Annotated in this window: 15 protein-coding genes and 1 other RNA gene; 7 read left to right on the top strand and 9 right to left on the bottom strand. The window is 71.4% G+C overall.

Annotated elements, in window-relative coordinates; genetic code table 11:
- The first annotated feature begins 16 nt into the window (after nt 1-16).
- Both AMA02S_RS15735 and AMA02S_RS15730 read left to right on the top strand, forming a co-directional pair.
- On the top strand, nt 17-913 hold the full coding sequence (locus AMA02S_RS15735) for a metallophosphoesterase family protein (RefSeq protein ID WP_084265184.1): 897 nt from the start codon (nt 17-19) through the stop codon (nt 911-913).
- A gap of 185 nt (nt 914-1,098) precedes the next feature.
- Entirely contained in the window at nt 1,099-1,476 is a 378-nt protein-coding gene (locus AMA02S_RS15730; protein ID WP_067458411.1) for a hypothetical protein, read from the top strand.
- Nucleotides 1,477-1,592: 116 nt separating this feature from the next.
- Here AMA02S_RS15730 and AMA02S_RS15725 read toward each other — a convergent pair whose 3' ends face one another.
- The 5 genes from AMA02S_RS15725 to AMA02S_RS15705 form a co-directional block, all read right to left on the bottom strand.
- Nucleotides 1,593-2,270, bottom strand: a complete 678-nt coding sequence (locus tag AMA02S_RS15725; RefSeq protein WP_067458408.1) for a DUF1361 domain-containing protein — start codon at nt 2,268-2,270, stop codon at nt 1,593-1,595.
- 49 nt (nt 2,271-2,319) lie between these two features.
- The gene (locus AMA02S_RS15720) at nt 2,320-2,763 is read right to left on the bottom strand and encodes a hypothetical protein (protein WP_067458405.1); all 444 of its coding nucleotides are present in this window, start codon (nt 2,761-2,763) and stop codon (nt 2,320-2,322) included.
- 405 nt (nt 2,764-3,168) lie between these two features.
- Complete coding sequence (locus tag AMA02S_RS15715; RefSeq protein ID WP_067458402.1) at nt 3,169-3,567, bottom strand: hypothetical protein; 399 nt, start codon at nt 3,565-3,567, stop codon at nt 3,169-3,171.
- A gap of 52 nt (nt 3,568-3,619) precedes the next feature.
- Nucleotides 3,620-3,985 carry a DUF6191 domain-containing protein gene (locus tag AMA02S_RS15710; protein WP_067458399.1) on the bottom strand — a complete coding sequence of 122 codons (366 nt, stop codon included), beginning with the start codon at nt 3,983-3,985 and terminating at the stop codon, nt 3,620-3,622.
- Between the two features lie 45 nt (nt 3,986-4,030).
- Complete coding sequence (locus tag AMA02S_RS15705; protein WP_067458396.1) at nt 4,031-4,501, bottom strand: pyridoxamine 5'-phosphate oxidase family protein; 471 nt, start codon at nt 4,499-4,501, stop codon at nt 4,031-4,033.
- A 300-nt stretch (nt 4,502-4,801) separates the two neighbouring features.
- On the opposite strand from AMA02S_RS15705, the gene AMA02S_RS15700 reads away from it, so the two are divergent.
- From AMA02S_RS15700 to AMA02S_RS15690, 3 genes are read left to right on the top strand one after another with little or no spacing between them, the layout of a single operon-like run.
- Nucleotides 4,802-5,623: a Nif3-like dinuclear metal center hexameric protein gene (locus AMA02S_RS15700; RefSeq protein WP_067458392.1), complete on the top strand. Its 822-nt coding sequence runs from the start codon at nt 4,802-4,804 to the stop codon at nt 5,621-5,623.
- Nucleotides 5,620-6,363, top strand: coding sequence for a zinc ribbon domain-containing protein (locus AMA02S_RS15695; RefSeq protein ID WP_067458389.1), 744 nt, complete (start codon nt 5,620-5,622; stop codon nt 6,361-6,363). The genes AMA02S_RS15700 and AMA02S_RS15695 overlap by 4 nt, the downstream gene beginning before the upstream one ends.
- A complete protein-coding gene (locus AMA02S_RS15690; protein WP_067458387.1) occupies nt 6,360-7,460 on the top strand; it encodes a bifunctional RNase H/acid phosphatase in 1,101 nt (366 codons plus the stop codon). Before AMA02S_RS15695 ends, AMA02S_RS15690 begins: the two co-directional genes overlap by 4 nt.
- Here AMA02S_RS15690 and AMA02S_RS15685 read toward each other — a convergent pair.
- A complete protein-coding gene (locus AMA02S_RS15685; RefSeq protein ID WP_067458384.1) occupies nt 7,432-8,325 on the bottom strand; it encodes an alpha/beta fold hydrolase in 894 nt (297 codons plus the stop codon). The two genes, AMA02S_RS15690 and AMA02S_RS15685, sit on opposite strands and share 29 nt — an antisense overlap.
- Nucleotides 8,326-8,400: 75 nt before the next feature.
- On the opposite strand from AMA02S_RS15685, the gene rnpB reads away from it, so the two are divergent.
- An RNA gene (gene rnpB, locus AMA02S_RS15680) (RNase P RNA component class A) lies at nt 8,401-8,791 on the top strand.
- A 235-nt stretch (nt 8,792-9,026) separates the two neighbouring features.
- On the opposite strand, the gene AMA02S_RS15675 is transcribed toward rnpB, so the two are convergent.
- Entirely contained in the window at nt 9,027-10,025 is a 999-nt protein-coding gene (locus AMA02S_RS15675; RefSeq protein ID WP_174550961.1) for a phosphotransferase enzyme family protein, read from the bottom strand.
- Nucleotides 10,026-10,332: 307 nt separating this feature from the next.
- On the opposite strand from AMA02S_RS15675, the gene AMA02S_RS15670 reads away from it, so the two are divergent.
- On the top strand, nt 10,333-10,554 hold the full coding sequence (locus AMA02S_RS15670; RefSeq protein WP_245667568.1) for a hypothetical protein: 222 nt from the start codon (nt 10,333-10,335) through the stop codon (nt 10,552-10,554).
- 95 nt (nt 10,555-10,649) lie between these two features.
- Here AMA02S_RS15670 and AMA02S_RS15665 read toward each other — a convergent pair whose 3' ends face one another.
- Nucleotides 10,650-12,932 (bottom strand): SulP family inorganic anion transporter, encoded by a 2,283-nt coding sequence (locus tag AMA02S_RS15665; protein WP_067458381.1) that lies wholly within the window; start codon nt 12,930-12,932, stop codon nt 10,650-10,652.
- Between the two features lie 124 nt (nt 12,933-13,056).
- Nucleotides 13,057-15,021 carry a hypothetical protein gene (locus AMA02S_RS15660; RefSeq protein ID WP_157430602.1) on the bottom strand — a complete coding sequence of 655 codons (1,965 nt, stop codon included), beginning with the start codon at nt 15,019-15,021 and terminating at the stop codon, nt 13,057-13,059.
- Nucleotides 15,022-15,160 lie beyond the last annotated feature (139 nt).

Here is a 15,160-nt window from a genome sequence, read left to right as displayed (position 1 = left end):
AGTAACGTCATGTGGCATGAAGGTTGCATTCGTCGGTGACGTTCACGGGTGCGTGGTGCATGCGCTGGGAGCGGTGGTGCTGCTGCAAAGGCACCGGCAGATCCAGCTCGACGCCGTCGTTCAAGTGGGGGACCTGGGGGCGTATCCGTCGCCTGGCCGGTGGGACGATTCGAGCCGCCAGTTCGGTGCGGGGCATCCCGCACAGAGCGACTTCTTCCGGCTCCTGGACCGGGCGCCGCGGGTGGCCGAGAGCATCCAGCGCGCGCTGGAGGAGGTCCCGCCCGTCCTGTTCCTCAGCGGCAATCACGAGGATCACGACTGGCTCGCCTGGCTGCACGAGACGAGCGGCGCCGCGGTGACGCCGGTGGATCCGCTCAGCGCCTACCATCACGTCGCCTGCGGGCACGTCGCGGACGTGGGCGGGCTGCGGACGGCCTTCCTCGGGATGATCGAGTCGCCCGGGGTCATGGACTTCGACGCGGACGCCTACGACGCGCTGATGGCCGCCGAGCCCGGGAGCATCGACGTCCTGGTCACCCATGAGGGGCCGCACGGGATGTCGAACGACCGGCACGGGAAGGCCCAGGGGTCGGCGAAGCTGTCCCGGCTCATCGAGCGGCTCCAGCCGCCCGTGCACATCGGCGGCCACTACCACCACGAGAACGGGCCGCGCAGTTATGGGCGGACCGCCTCCTACGCGCTCGGTCAGCTGGTGGAGCCGAAGGTCAGCAGGTGGGACCCGGTGCGGGACAACCCTCAGCAGCAGGTGATGCGCGGCAGCGTCGGCCTGCTCGACACCGCGACCCTGGACTTCGAGTTCGTCCACGACGATTGGCTCGCCGACGTCAGCGGCGACGAGCTGGACCTGGCCGGCCTCCTCACGGGGGATTCGCCCCGGCCGACGACACCCTGACCTGCCGGCGATGTGGACCGTGACCAATTCCCCGGCCCGCTGCGCGCCGATTGATAGGCGTAACTAATCGGGAAATTAGGCAATTAAAAGCTGAACCCGATTGGTCGGGCCCCTCGTACCCCTGGTCGTACGGAGGGCGCACAGAGACCGCGATCTCCGACTTTCCCAGAGACCAGGGAGAAGAAATGTCCGCAAGCGCGTTCCCGGCACGCCGAATCGCCACCGCCGCCGCCATGGTGGGCGCCGCCGGAGTGATCGGGCTCGGAATGGCCTCGTCCGCCGATGCCGCCGCACCCGCCAAGGTCACCGTGAAGGTCACGCAGAAGGGCAACTACACCGCCACGGTTTGCGTCGGCGACATCCTTGAGGCCCGGTGCACCGAGAACATCGCCAAGGGCCAGACCAAGACGTTCACGGTTGCTCCCCCGAAGGGCACCGCGGTCAGCGTCAGCGTGATCGTCAAGGGTGGCGGCTCCGCCGACAAGTCGGTGGTCAGCAACAAGACCCAGCTCAAGTTCGAGACGGCCGGCAGCAAGGCCAAGCCGGTCGTGAAGCAGGTCTGATCCGCCAGGGCTGAACACCGATCCGATACCCGGTCCCGCAATTGCCCCGCGGTTGCGGGGCCGGCTTTCCCTCGTCCCGCCGGCACTTTCGTCCCGGGACATCTTCATCGTCGAGATCAACCAGTAGTGAAGCGTCCACCATAGGACGCGAGAACTCTGTGAAGGCGGCGGGCGCCGCTCAACGCGGCCTTCTGGACGGCCTCGGCTATCGCCCGGGTCAGAAAATGGCAGATCCAGGTGACCATAAATGTGCCGATAATCAGGATCGGCGCCCAATTCCAGGTCAAATGCAGGACGATTCGCTCCAGCGCCGCCTGCGGGGCGACCACCGGTTCCCAGCTGTTGAGGCGGGCCCACCTGCCAAGGAAGATCCCGACCGCGCAGAGCGCGTGCGCCGCCACGGCGACCCGCCCCTGATACGCGCCCAGCCCGATTCTGGCGAGGTGGCGGAGCGCGGCTCCGAGCGCCAGATAGTAGGCGAGGAAACCCGACCCGACGAGCACCGCGTAGACCGGCAGGACGGCCGTCACCACCGGCCCGCCCTGGTCGGACTGCACGATGTCGTTGCGGAGATGCACGAGGTCGGTGACCACGTAGGGCGCGTTGGGCAGGAACAGCGCGAACAGCACCAGCCCGGACCACCACAGCGGCGACCGCGACAGGGTCCGTCCCCGGAAGAGCATCCAGGCCAGGCCCACGGGGATCCATGCCAGCAGAAGGTTCCACCCCATCCACCAGGCGTCGCGGCGGAGGACGCCGGTGAGGTTCGGGGCAATCTGCTCCAAGAGGCTCATGGGGTCAATACTGCATGGCGGGATCGCTTTCTCCCCTACGCCGTCCGGATCACTCGGTGAGAGGGAGGGACTTGGCGACCTCGACGAGATCCTCCACGCTGATCTCGCGCGGGCCGATCACGCCGAAGACGCGTGTCGGCGTCCGGACGGTGACCGAGTGCGCGAGTCCGGTGGTCCAGCGGGGGCGCAGGTCATGGTCCCCGTCGGTCCACGTCCCGTCGTGATACACGGCCTGGGCCGCGACGTCCCCGAGGTTGATGGGAACGCCCGGACGGTTCTCCGTGGCGAGCAACTGCGCGTCCGGCTCGGTCGTGACGTGCACGACGAGCGGGTTCGACCAGTCGGCGAGGGCCCAGCCCTTGGTATGCACCAACCTGGTCTGTTCAGCCGGTCCGAGGAAGCCCGCCGCGGCCTCGCCGTCGATCTGGCGCCGGAAACGGAAGCCGGGTGGCAGCCACTTCGGCTCGACCTGGGTGCTCGAATGCGTCGACAATGCATCCCCCTTCACGTATGGCGCCGCCCGACCGCCGGGGCGGCGGCATTCATGCCATGCGCGGGGGAGCGTGAAGTCCCGGCTGTGCCGTGGCCAGGACCCACTTCAGGTCGCGCGGATGTTCAGGGTGAGCACTGGTCGGCTCAGCCCTTCACCGGCGACCCCTGCCAAGCGTCGACTGGTTCGGGTGGGGGAGTGATCAGAGCATGCCGGGGGAGGCGGGCGCAAGCCCTCCGCCGCCCCGGAGGCGGGTTGGTGCGGTCCCATCGCGGTGACGGTGAGCGACGGCCCGTCGGTCGGTCCACCTGAGAGGGGGTGCACCACCGGGTTCCGATTGGTCCAGATCGAGATGGCCTAGACCGGCCAGATGGATGTTCCAATGCGTATGGTCGGCGGTCGGAGGTCCTAGAGCTTCGGGGTGAAAGGACGGCGGTGGGCGGGGTCGTCGGGCTCGGTCAGCCCGCGCAGGGCCGTCTCGATCAGTTCGATCCCCTGGAGGAGGGCGACGAGGCGGGCGCCCTCGCGCCGGTACGTCTCCAGGACGGCCTCGATCCCGTGCGGTGGGACGACGTCGCCGAGATCGACGCGGGCGGTGCGGAACCCCTCGCGGGCGGCCTCGACGGAGGCGGTCACATGATGCCGGGCCATCCGGGCGAGGATGATCGGGTAGCGGCGCAGCACACCGTAGCGGCGGTACTCGGGCGGGACGAGCTCGAGCAGCCACGCCATGGCGGTGTCCTCGAAGCGGTCGGTGCCCGGTGGGTGCACCTGCGCGGGCCAGCCGGGCGGTACGTAGGCGCTCACTCGCTCAGGATAACCCCGATTCGAACCTATGTTCGATACAAATCGGACAAAATCACTCCGCGGTCGGCGGCGGGGACGCGGCCCCGTTACGCCGGATGCGGATCTTGCCGGAGTCCAGGTCGTCGCGGCGCGACGCCCCGGACCCGGCCTGCTCGTGATCGTCCTGCCGCAGGATCTTCTCGCGCTGCTGCTCTTCCTGCTTGACCTTCTTGGAGCCTTCGAACGCGGAGGCGAGGTCCTCGAACATGCCGCCGCCGAAGCCGGCGCCGGTCTCGCCGTCGCCGCGGATGGCGCCCATCAGGGTCGATTTCCCCGTCCCGTCGCGGGGCCACTCGACGATCTCCTGCTCGGCCGGCTCGGGTTTGTTGCCCATGGCGCGGCCCTTGACGCGCTTGCGGCGGCGAAAGGGTGACTTCACACACTCTCCAACGCGATGAGTCTCCAGATTGATCCCGGCGGACGTTCAGGTTCCGAACGACCACCGGGTGGGAGAGCCGGTGAAATCTCCCTGGCGCAACCCGAACGCCCGCTGCGGCCGTACCGCTACGGTCGCGTTCACCACGGGGTCCAGGAAGTCCACACGATAGCCGGTGGAGTACTTGGCATTGACCAGGTCGATGAACCGCTGCAAAGCCTTCTGTTCGGTGACGACCTCGGCGGTCCCCTCGATGACCACCGGTTCCTCGGCCTCCTCCGTGGTCACCACGACGTTGGGGTTGGCCCGGAGATTCACCATCTTGCGGGACGGCACGCTGCTGCTGAACATCAGAGCCTCCCCGGACCACGCACCCCACACCGGCATCGCGTGCGGACGGCCGTCCGGCCGCACCGTGCACAGCCAGAAATTGCGGGCGGCGCGCAGCCGCTCCAACGCCCAGGACCACGGGAGCAGCCCGCTGCCCTCCTCAGGGCCCAAGGTGCCGTAGCCCGGCATGTGCGGGCGGTCCGCGGTGGGCGTACCCAATCCGGAAGGCGCCGACCCCAGGGCGGCGGGTGCCAGACTCAACCGCCTGGGCGTCGCACCTGGTGCGCTGGGCTGCGCATTCGATGCGGCGGGACTCGGTGCGGGCTTCGGTATCGCTTCAGTGGGCCTCGTTCCCGCTTCGGCGCCGGAAGCCGACATGGCGTTCTCCCCTCGATCGGGCTCTCCCCGGCATATCGTTTCAGACCGTGGCGCCCGACGGTAACGCTCGGTGGCTCGGCGGGAGCGGCTCGGCGCGGTAGCCTGCGGGACGTGCGCCTATCCCATGTCATCGCGGCCTTGGACGAGCTGTACCCGTCCGCGTGGGCGGAGTCCTGGGACGCCGTGGGGCTGGTGTGCGGGGACCCCGACCAGGAGGTCGGCCGAGTGCTGTTCGCGGTCGATCCGGTGGCGGCCGTCCTGGACGAGGCGCTGGAGTGGGACGCCGACCTGCTGGTCACCCACCACCCCCTGCTGCTGCGCGGGGTGCACTCGGTCGCCGCGACCACCCCCAAGGGGAGGCTGATCCACCGGATGATCCGGGACGGAGTGGCGCTGTACACCGCGCACACCAACGCCGACCGCGCCGACCCGGGAGTGTCGGACGCGCTGGCCCGGGCGGTCGGCCTCACCGGCGACCTGCGTCCGATGGTCCCCGCCGAGGACGACCCCCGCCGCGGCCTCGGCCGCATCGGGGACCTGGCCGAGCCGGTGACCTTGCGGGAGTTCACCAGGCGGGTCGCCGGCGGGCTGCCGTCCACCGCCTGGGGCGTCCGGGCCGCGGGCGATCCCGGCCGCGCCGTCCGCACGGTCGCGGTGTGCGGCGGCGCGGGGGACTCACTGCTCGACACGGCGCGCGCGGCCGGCGCCGACGTCTACCTCACCGCGGACCTGCGCCACCACCCCGCGTCGGAGTTCACCGAGCAGGACGGTCCGGCACTGGTGGACGCCGCGCACTGGGCGACCGAGTGGCCCTGGCTGGCCGACGCGGAGCGGCGACTGGTCGGGGCATCGAAGGAAGCGGGCAAGTTGGAGACCCGGGTGTCCACGCTCGTCACCGACGCGTGGCGCCTGCATTTCGAAGGAGCAATGTGAAAGCCGCACCGCAAGCCCAGCTTCGCCTGATCGACTTGCAGGACCTCGACAGCTCGCTGGACCGGCTGGCGCACCGCCGCCGCACGCTGCCCGAGCTGGCCGGGATCGAACGGCTGGAGGGCCGTCTCACCGAGTTGCGCGATGCGATCGTGGCCGCCGAGACCGAGGTCGGGGACCTGGAGCGGGAGCAGCGCAAGGCCGAGCAGGACGTCGACCAGGTCCGCAGCCGGGCCGACCGCGACCGGGGGCGGCTCGACTCCGGGCAGGTGACCTCCGCGAAGGACCTCAGCGGACTGCAGGCGGAGATCGCCTCGCTCCAGCGCCGCCAGTCCGACCTGGAGGAGGTCGTCCTGGAGATCATGGAACGCACCGAGGAGGCGGAGGGCAAGGTCGCCGCCCTGCGCGCCGACCAGACCGCCGCGCAGGAGGAGTTGGCCGAGCTCGTCAAGTCCCGCGACACGGCCCAGCAGGAGATCGACGAAGAGGCCGGGACGACGAGCACCGCCCGCACCGCCGTCGGCAAGGACATCCCCGAGGACGTCCTCGCGCTCTATGAGAAGCTGCGCGGCCAGTTCGGCGGCGTCGGCGCGGCCAAACTGTTCCGCGGTGCCTGCCAGGGGTGCCACCTCGCGCTGAACACCGTCGACCTGAACCGGATCCGGGCCGCCGCCGAGGACGAGATCGTTCGCTGCGAGGAGTGCCGCCGCATCCTCGTCCGCACCCCCGAGTCGGGGCTGTGACCGCGCGGAGGCTGATCGTCGAGGCTGACGGGGGGTCCCGGGGCAACCCGGGGCCCGCCGGGTACGGGGCCCTCGTCCGCGACGCCGTCACCGGCGAGGTGCTCGCCGAGGTGGCCGAGTCGATCGGCCTCGCCACCAACAACGTGGCCGAGTACCGGGGCCTGATCGCCGGCCTGGCCGCCGCCGCGGCGATCGACCCCGCCGCCCGCGTCGAGGTGCGGATGGACTCCAAGCTCGTCGTCGAGCAGATGGCGGGGCGCTGGAAGATCAAGCACCCCGACATGATCCCGCTGGCCCTCCAGGCCCGGGAGGTGGCGGAGCGTCTGGGCTCGGTCGGCTATCAGTGGATCCCGCGCAACCGCAACGCGCACGCCGACCGGCTCGCCAACGAGGCCATGGACGCCGCCGCCCGCGGCGAGCCGTGGACCCGCAAGGTCGAGGAGGCGCCGGGGGAGCCCGAACCGCCCCCGGGCCCACCCTCCTCCACCCCGACGACCACGCTGCTCCTGAGGCACGGCGAGACGCCCCTGTCCGCGGAGAAGCGCTTCGCCGGGACGAGCGACGTCCCGCTCACCGCCACCGGGCTCGCCCAGGCCCGCGCCGCCGCGCTCGCCCTCAAGGACCGCGGGATCGACGCCATCGTCACCTCGCCCCTGTCGCGCTGCCGCGACACCGCCGCCGAGGTCGCCGCCACCGTCGGGCTGGGCGTCCGCGTCGAGGACGGCTTCCGCGAGACCGACTTCGGCGCCTGGGAGGGCCTCACCTTCGGCGAGGCCGGCGAACGCCATCCCGCCGAGCTGCGGGAGTGGCTGCGGGACCCGGACGTCGCGCCCCCGGGCGGAGAGAGCTTCACCGCCGTCTCCCGCCGCGTCACCACCGCCCTGGACAAGCTGAAGGTCCGCCACCGCCAGCGGACGGTCCTGGTCGTCTCACACGTCACGCCCATCAAGCTCCTGGTCAAGCACGCCCTGGGTGCCCCCATGGCGGCCCTGTACCGGATGCACCTGGACGTGGCGTCACTGTCGGCCGTCGACTGGTACGCCGACGGTCCCGCGACCCTCCGCCATTTCAACGACGTGCATCACCTGGACCGCTAGGCAGCCCGTCGAGGAACGCGCCGATCGCGGAGGCCACCTCCGCCGGCGCTTCCTCGGCCATGTGGTGGCCGGAGTCGACGGGATGGCCGCGAAGGTCGGCTGCCCAGTTCCGCCATATGTCGAGGGGGTCGCCGTACAGGTCCTCCAGATCGTCCCTGAGGGACCACAGGACCAGCGTCGGGCACCGGACGCGGCGGCCCGCGGCGCGGTCGGCCTCGTCGTGCCGGCGATCGATGCCGAGCCCCGCCCGGTAGTCCTCCAGCATCCCGTGCACGGTCGCCGGGTCGTGGATCGCCTCCTGGAAGTCGGCCCACGCCTCGGGCGCCATGTGCTCGCCGGTGGTGGAGTACCAGGCGTCCGGGTCGGCGTTGATCACGCGCTCCGCGGGCTTGGCGGTCTGGCCGAAGAACCACCAGTGCCACCACGCCGCGGCGAAGCGGGCGTCGCAGCGTTCCAGGTGCTCCACCACCGGAAGGCCGTCCATCGCCACGAGCGCGCTCACCGCGTCCGGATGGTCCATGGCGGTCCTGAAGGCCGCCAGCGCGCCGCGGTCGTGGCCCGCCACCGCGAAGGAGGTGTGGCCGAGAGCGCGCATGAGGGCGACGAGGTCGCCGGCCATGGCGCGCTTGGAGTACGGCGTGTGCTCGGCGTCGGTGGGCGGTTTGGAGGACTTTCCGTAGCCGCGCAGGTCCGGGCACACCACGCTGTACCGCCCGGCGAGCAGCGGCGCGACCTTGTGCCAGGTGGCGTGCGTGCGGGGATGACCGTGCAGCAGGAGCACCGGCGATCCCGACCCCCCGTGCCGCACCCGCAGCTCGGCCTCGCCCGTATCGATCCGCTCCAGCGTGAAACCCTCGAAGAACATCCTCCGGGCACTACCCCGAAGAAGATCGTCCAACCGGCGTGCTCGCGTGACCCGCTACCCTTGGATCACGGCGGACGAGCCGGCCGGACGGCCGCGTCGGGGAGCGATCCCCGTCGAGGAAAGTCCGGGCTCCACAGGGCGTGGTGGTCGGTAACGCCGACCCGGGGCGACCCGCGGGACAGTGCCACAGAAAGCAAACCGCCGCCGGTCCGCCGGCGGTAAGGGTGAAACGGTGAGGTAAGAGCTCACCAGCGCCCACGGTGACGTGGGCGGCTAGGTAAACCCCACCTGGAGCAAGGTCAAGAAGGGGTCTCGCGAGAGGCCCCGCGCAGGTGTCCGAGGGCGGCCCGCCCGAGCCTGCGGGTAGACCGCTGGAGGCCGCCGGCAACGGCGGCCCGAGATGGATGGCCGTCACCCGCCGCTCCGGCGGCGGGAACAGAACCCGGCTTACAGGCCGACTCGTCCGCCGCCACCCGCCCACCTGTCACCCAGGTGCGGGAATTTCGTCCCGCGCGCATCACCGGGGGACGGAGACGCTGGATCCGAACTCGTAGGTGCTGTTTTGGCCGGGGGAAAGCACGGCGAGACGATGGCCGCGGCAGCCCGGCGCGTTGTAGACGATGATCGGGGTGTCGGTGCCGTTCTCGACGATCAGGGGGAGGAGATCGCTGTTGTAGCAGCCTCGCTGTGTCAGGTCGTTCTCATATCCCGGAGCACTCCTGGGTGGTGGGGATGGTGAGGTTGTCGACCGACTCGTGGAGGCCGTCCCATGCTGTTCTCGTGTCGGGCGAGTGGTGGTGCGGGGCGCGGAACCAGTCGATGTAAAGGGAGACCTCGTCCAGGTCCCAGCGGAGCCGGTAGAGCGTGAGGGCCGCCGGGTCGGGGGTGCGGCCGGTGGACGTGGTGTACAGGTCCAGGTCCTCGGGGGTCTGCACGACTGACCACAGGTCCCGTTCGGGGAGTGCGACGCCGACCGTGTCCCAATCGATGAGCAGGTAGCGGCCGTCCTGTTCCAGGAGGTTGCCCGGGTGCGGCTCGCCGTGGGTGAGGACGGGTGGGGCACCGCTGTTCCGGACGTCCCGGGCCAGGTGGTCGAACTCCTCCAACCGGCGGCGGAGGAGGGGAGCACGGTCTGCGATGAGGGATCGCGCGGGGTCGGCGAAGGGGCCGTTCGTCCAGGTGAGTGTGCCGTCCAAGGCCCTGTTCAGGAGGGCCCGCAACGGCAGGTCGACATCGAGGACCGGCGCCGCGGCCGGAGGCGCTTGGCGGTGCAGTCCGGCGAGCAGGTCCAGGACGGCCGCACGTTGGCCGGGGGTCCGAGGCCGGTCGACGTCGCCCGCCTTGCCGTCCATGAACGGGAAAACGGCGAGCGCGTGGCGGGCGCCGAGCGGGCGGAGGGTCTCGCCCTCGGTGGTCCGCAGGGGCGCCAGGACGAAGTCCAGATCCGCGTCCTCGCGCAGGGACGCGGCGGTGTCCATGGCCGCGCGGAGGCCCCGCAGGGCGCCTCGGACGTCCGGTCCGCCCTTGAGCGCGAGGTCGGCGACGGTGACGAACCACCGCCGCCCGTCCTCGGCCGTCGCGACCCAGTGGTGGTCGCCGAAGCCGACCGGGGCGTACGCCAGCGCGGTAGCGCGGACGTCCCACTCGGCCAGGATCCGCAGCACGTCGCGTTCGTCGAGGTCATCAGGCTGGGACTGCATCGTGATCAAGCTAGGCGATCTCCGCCGGCGCCGCACCCGAATATCTCCCGCGTCGGCCTTGGCGGAGCCGGGCCAGGCTGCCGCGGGAGGACGGTGTGGACCGGTGTTCCTGCTGCTCGCTCCGGTGCCTGCGGGACGGGACGGGCGCCAAAAACGGGCGCCAGGATCACGTGGTGTGGAACATGGCAGGTTCGGGTCACATGACACAAAGGATTTGAAACGGCGCGCCTAACGTCCAAGGTAGAGCTGATCTACTGGTCGGCGGTGACGGCGGGGCACGTGACCGGCCCCGCGGAGAGGGGCGCCGGTGTTCATCGTGAGCATGGTGGCGATAGCGCTCGTCGGATTGTTGGCGTCACTGGTCTACCTGGTGGACTTCGCGCGGGCCAGCCGCCGCGACGCGTTGTTCCACCCGGCGTCCGACCGGCGCGCGCGGAGAGCACGCCGGGTGACGGGGATGTACACGCGTGGTAGCGATTTCTTCGAGGGGAACGACGAGGTCAGCGGCGACGAGCTGGTGGGCCGCTGAGGCGCGGGCCGTCCGGCGGGGGACGGCCCGCGCCTCAGTGTCGTCGATGCGGCGCCGGTCAAGGGCGCCGGGCCGGGGCGGCCGGGTGAGCGCCGCTAGGTGAGGGACGTCCGCGTCCCGCCGCCGTCCGGGGCCTCGTCGGGGACGGGGACGAAGGTCCCGGCGGCACGGTCCAGGATCTGCACGTTGGCGGACTGCAGGTCCAGGTAGAGGCCGACCAGCTCGATCTCGCCGGCCTTCACCCGGTCGTGGAGCCAGGGGTAGGTGAGCAGGTTGTCGAGCTGCTGCATCACGTTGATCTTGCAGAGGCGGGTCAGCGGCGCCTCCCCGGTCGGCTCGGTCGCGAGGAAGCGGGCCAGGCTGTGATTGCCGTGCTTGAGCCAGCGCGACAGCCCGTGCAGGTGTTCGACCTCGGTGCCGCCGGCGAGCAGTGCCGCCATGGCGCCGCAGTTGGAGTGGCCGCAGACCGTGATCGTGCGGATGTCGAGGACGTTGGTGGCGTACTCGACGGTGGCGGCGACGGAGTCGTCGAAGGTGCGCGACCCGTGCCGGGGGACGAGGTTGCCGACGTTGCGGTTGATGAACAGGTCGCCGGGGCCGCTCGCGGTGATGATGTTGGGCACCACACGCGAGTCGACGCAGGTGATGAACAGATGCTCCGGCTTCTGCTCCATCGCCAGCTCGGCCATGATCGGCCGGACGAGCCGGGCGGTGCGGCCGTGGTACTCACGGACGCCCGCCAGGAGCAGCGCGCTGGGGGATACCTCGGGCCCGTCGAGCTCGGCCTCGGAACGTCGACGCCGGTTCCCCCAGGGCGCCCACCAACGTGTCTGCGGCGGCGACTTGCGCGGCGAGGACAATTCACCTGTCACCGCTCTTTCATACCAAGTCTCGTGAACCTCGTCGATGTCGACCCGGCCACCCTGACGTTCGTGGGCGGCCCGCCACTCGTGGATCGCCTCGAACGCGGCGTGGTCCATGAAGTCCACGTTGAGGTCCAGGTCGACGGACGCGCCCGCCGGGACGTCCTGGAGCAGGCGGGTCACCTTCGGGACGCCGAGGAAGGTCAGCGTGCCCTCCACGACGACGTGGCAACGGGGCGGCGCCGGGGCGTCACCCGGTACGGGGACGAGCTGCTCGGCGCGGACCGACAGCCGGGTGAGCCGCCGCAGCGCCATCACGGCCATGATCCCGATGCCGAGCAGGACGCCTTCGCCGAGCCCGAGCATCACCACGCCGACGAGGGTGGCGAAGTAGGCGGGCGCCTCGCGATGGTGGCGCAGGTCGCGGACGCGGGCGGTGTCCATCAGCCGCACGCCCAGCACCATCAGCAGTGCCGCGAGCGCGGACAGCGGGACCTGCTCGATGATGGGCCCGCACGACAGGGCCAGCACGAGCACCCAGACCCCGTGCATGACGGTGGACGCGCGGGTGCGGGCGCCGGCCTCCAGGTTGGCGGTGCTCCGGACGATCACCCCCGCGACCGGCAGGCCGCCGAGGAAGCCCGAGACGGCGTTCGCGGCGCCCTGGCCGATCAGCTCACGGTCGAGGTCGGCGCGCGGCACGCCGGCCGGCCGCCTGCGGTCGATGGCGACGCTGCACAGCAGCGACTCGACGGCCGCGACGAGCCCGATGGCCACGACGGCGCCGACGATGCCGTGCAGCGACCCGTGCGGCAGGACGGGGGCGTGCCACCCGTCCAGCAGCGAGTCGGGAAGGTCGACACGGCGTGCGTTCCAGCCGAGCGACCAGGCGGTCAGGGTGGCGAGGGCGATGGCGGGGAGCGGACCGGGGACAAGGCGCAGCGCCGTCCCGAACCGGCCCTCGCCGCGGGGTAGCCGGGACCAGCCGAACAGGACGAGCACGGTCAGCCCGCCGAGCAGCGCCGGATGGGTCTGCGGGTGCAGGATCTGGCCGGGCAGCTCGCGGAGGTTGGCGATCGCGGACTGCTGCGGGCTTCCGCCGAGCACCACGTGCACCTGGGCGAGGACGAGGACGACGCCGACTCCGGCGAGCATCCCGTGGACGACGGCGGGGGACACGGCGAGGGCGGTGCGGGCGACCCGGCTGGCACCGAGGGCGAGCTGGAGCAGCCCGCCGAGCAGTGTGATCGTGCAGGTGGCGCGCCAGCCGTAGGTCTGGACGGTTTGGGCCACGATCACGGTCAGACCGGCCGCGGGGCCGCTCACCTGCAGCGGTGATCCGCCGACCAGTCCGGCGACGATCCCACCGGCGATGGCGGCGATCAGCCCCGCGGCGATCGGTGCTCCGGAGGCGACCGCGATGCCGAGTGACAGCGGGATCGCGACGAGGAACACGACGAAGGAGGCGAGCAGGTCTCGCCGGAAGGTGAATACGTTGGGTGGCGTGGGAGTCACCTAACGTATTAAATCTTGTTCACTTCGTCACACAAAGGGCCGCGAGAGACACGGCAGCCCATGTGTGTGGCGTTCCAGACGACGGGTCCTCGGACGGCTCCCCAGGTGGCGAGACGGCGGCGTGTCAGCGGCGGTAGTCGCGGTGACTCTGCCAGTCGTCGGGCTGCTGGCGCGACCCGTACGGGCCGGTGTCGCCGCCGGGCGAGGTGCCCTGCGGGTAGCCGTCCTGGGTGTAGCCCTCCTGCTGAGATCCGGGGAACCCCGGGTTGTACGCCTGGGTGGAGTTGGGGTCGCCGTAGCCGCCCTGCGTGTTCCCGTTCGGGTCCTGCGGTGTGGCGAGCGGGTCGGAGCCGCCGTTGTAGCTGCTTCCGCTGAAGTCGCCGTAGCCGCCCGTCCCACCGGAACCGGTGTCGCCGAAGCCTCCTCCGTAGGACGATCCGCCGCCGGTGCTGAGCGGGTCGTCGTAGCGGGGGGACTCGCCGTAGGCGGGTGCGGTCGGATACCCCTCGGATTGCGGCTGGCCGTACCCGGGTGCCGAACCGAGGCCGGAGTCGTAGCCGGACGTCCCGCCCGGGGATGTGCCACCGGACGACCACGGGCCGGTACCGGTGCTGCCGGCGGCGCCGCCGGTGCCGAACGAGCCGGTGCCGAGCGGGTCGCTCAGCGGGTCGTTCAGCGAGCCGTAGCCGCCGTCACCCTGCCCGCCGCCCGACGTCCGCTGCCGGTCGGTCTGGATGCGCTGGAGCAGCTCGTCCACGGTCGGGAGCTTGTGGTTGTCGGTGTCGGATCCGGCGGCACCACCGTGGGCGGCCGGGGCCGCCGGCGCGGGCGGGACCGCCGAGGAGGGAGGCCCGGAGGGCACGGCGGGTTCGGATGGGCCCGGTAGCCCGCCGGTCGTCTCGCCGAAGCCGCGCATCGGGTCGTCGGTGCGGCCCAGGGGCAGCCCGAGCGGGTCCGACGCGCGGGAGTCGCCGCTCTGCGGCGACGGGTAGGCGTCCGGACGGCCCACGGGCGGAGGCGCGGCGGCGGCTGCGGGACGGGTGCCGAGGGGGTCGGAGCCGTAGTCGCCGTAGGACGGCTCGGGGGAGCCATACTGGGGCTGTTCGGGGACGCCGAACGGGGACTGCTCGCCGTAGCCCTGCTGTTCCGGCCCGCCATAGGACGGTTCGGGCGTGCCGTAGGGCGTCTGCTCTGCGGATCCGTAGGAGTGCTGCGGCTCCTGACCGCCGTACACGGGCTGGTCGGGTGCGCCGGGGACGCCATAGGGGGCCTGCGGGCCGGTGCCACCCGCCATACCGAACTCGGCAGGGATCGGGTCGCTGGCGGTCGAGCCGGGGTCGCCGAACGGGGAGCCGCCCTGTTGGAAGCCCACCTGCTGGAAGTCGCCCTGCTGGAAGTCGCCGGGAGACTGCGGCATCTGCTGCGGGCCGGTCCCGGACGGGCCGCCGGGGATGCCCGGGGTGCCGAGGCCGTTGAGGATCGAGCCGTCCGCGCCGAGCGTGACCGGCTGGGTCAGGCCAGGCTGCTCGACCGGCTGGACGGATTGCTGCTCGTGGCCCTGCGGCTGGCCCTGCGGTTGCGGCGGTGCCTGCGCGTGCAGCGGGTCGGCGGCGAGGTCGGCCTCCGTGCGCTCCCCTTCCTGGTCGTGCTGCCAGGGGAACTTGGGCTTGTCGAAGGTGATCGTCGCCCAGTAGTCGTCGTCTTCCATCTCGTCGGACGCCTGGCCGCCCGGCGCGGGCGGCGGCGGGGCCGACGGGGGAGCGGTGGGGGCGGCGAGCGGGCCGCCGGCGACGCGGCGGTCGTAGGCGGGGTCGGCGGCGCCGGGGCCGTACGAGGCGTCGTCGTAGCCGCTGTCGTACCCGCTGTCATAGCCGCCGTCGTAACCGGTCTCGTAGCCGTCCTCGGGTCCGGCCGCGCCGGCCTGCTGCGGCGGGGCGGCCCGGCGGCCGCGCGGTTGCTGCGGCTGCTCGTCGGCCATCCAGTCGTCGTCGTCGCGTCCTGCCCTGCTGGCCCGCAGACCCAGGGCCACGAGGACGACCACGAGGACCACGACCACAATGAGGCCGAAGACCACGATGTAAGAAGTCATGCCACCACCCAATGCCTTGGCCCTGCGAGAGTCGCAAGCGCGGACCGCGCGTTCGTCCCGTTCGTCGCCGACGGCCGGATCCCCTCGGGCCTAGCCCGATTCTGTCCGACCGCTATGACCGTTGTCACACCTTTCGCGC

Source organism: Actinomadura macra NBRC 14102 (assembly GCF_001552215.1).
GTDB lineage: Bacteria > Actinomycetota > Actinomycetes > Streptosporangiales > Streptosporangiaceae > Spirillospora > Spirillospora macra.
Note: the sequence above shows the minus strand (reverse complement) of the source record. Positions and strands in the feature narration are given on the sequence as shown.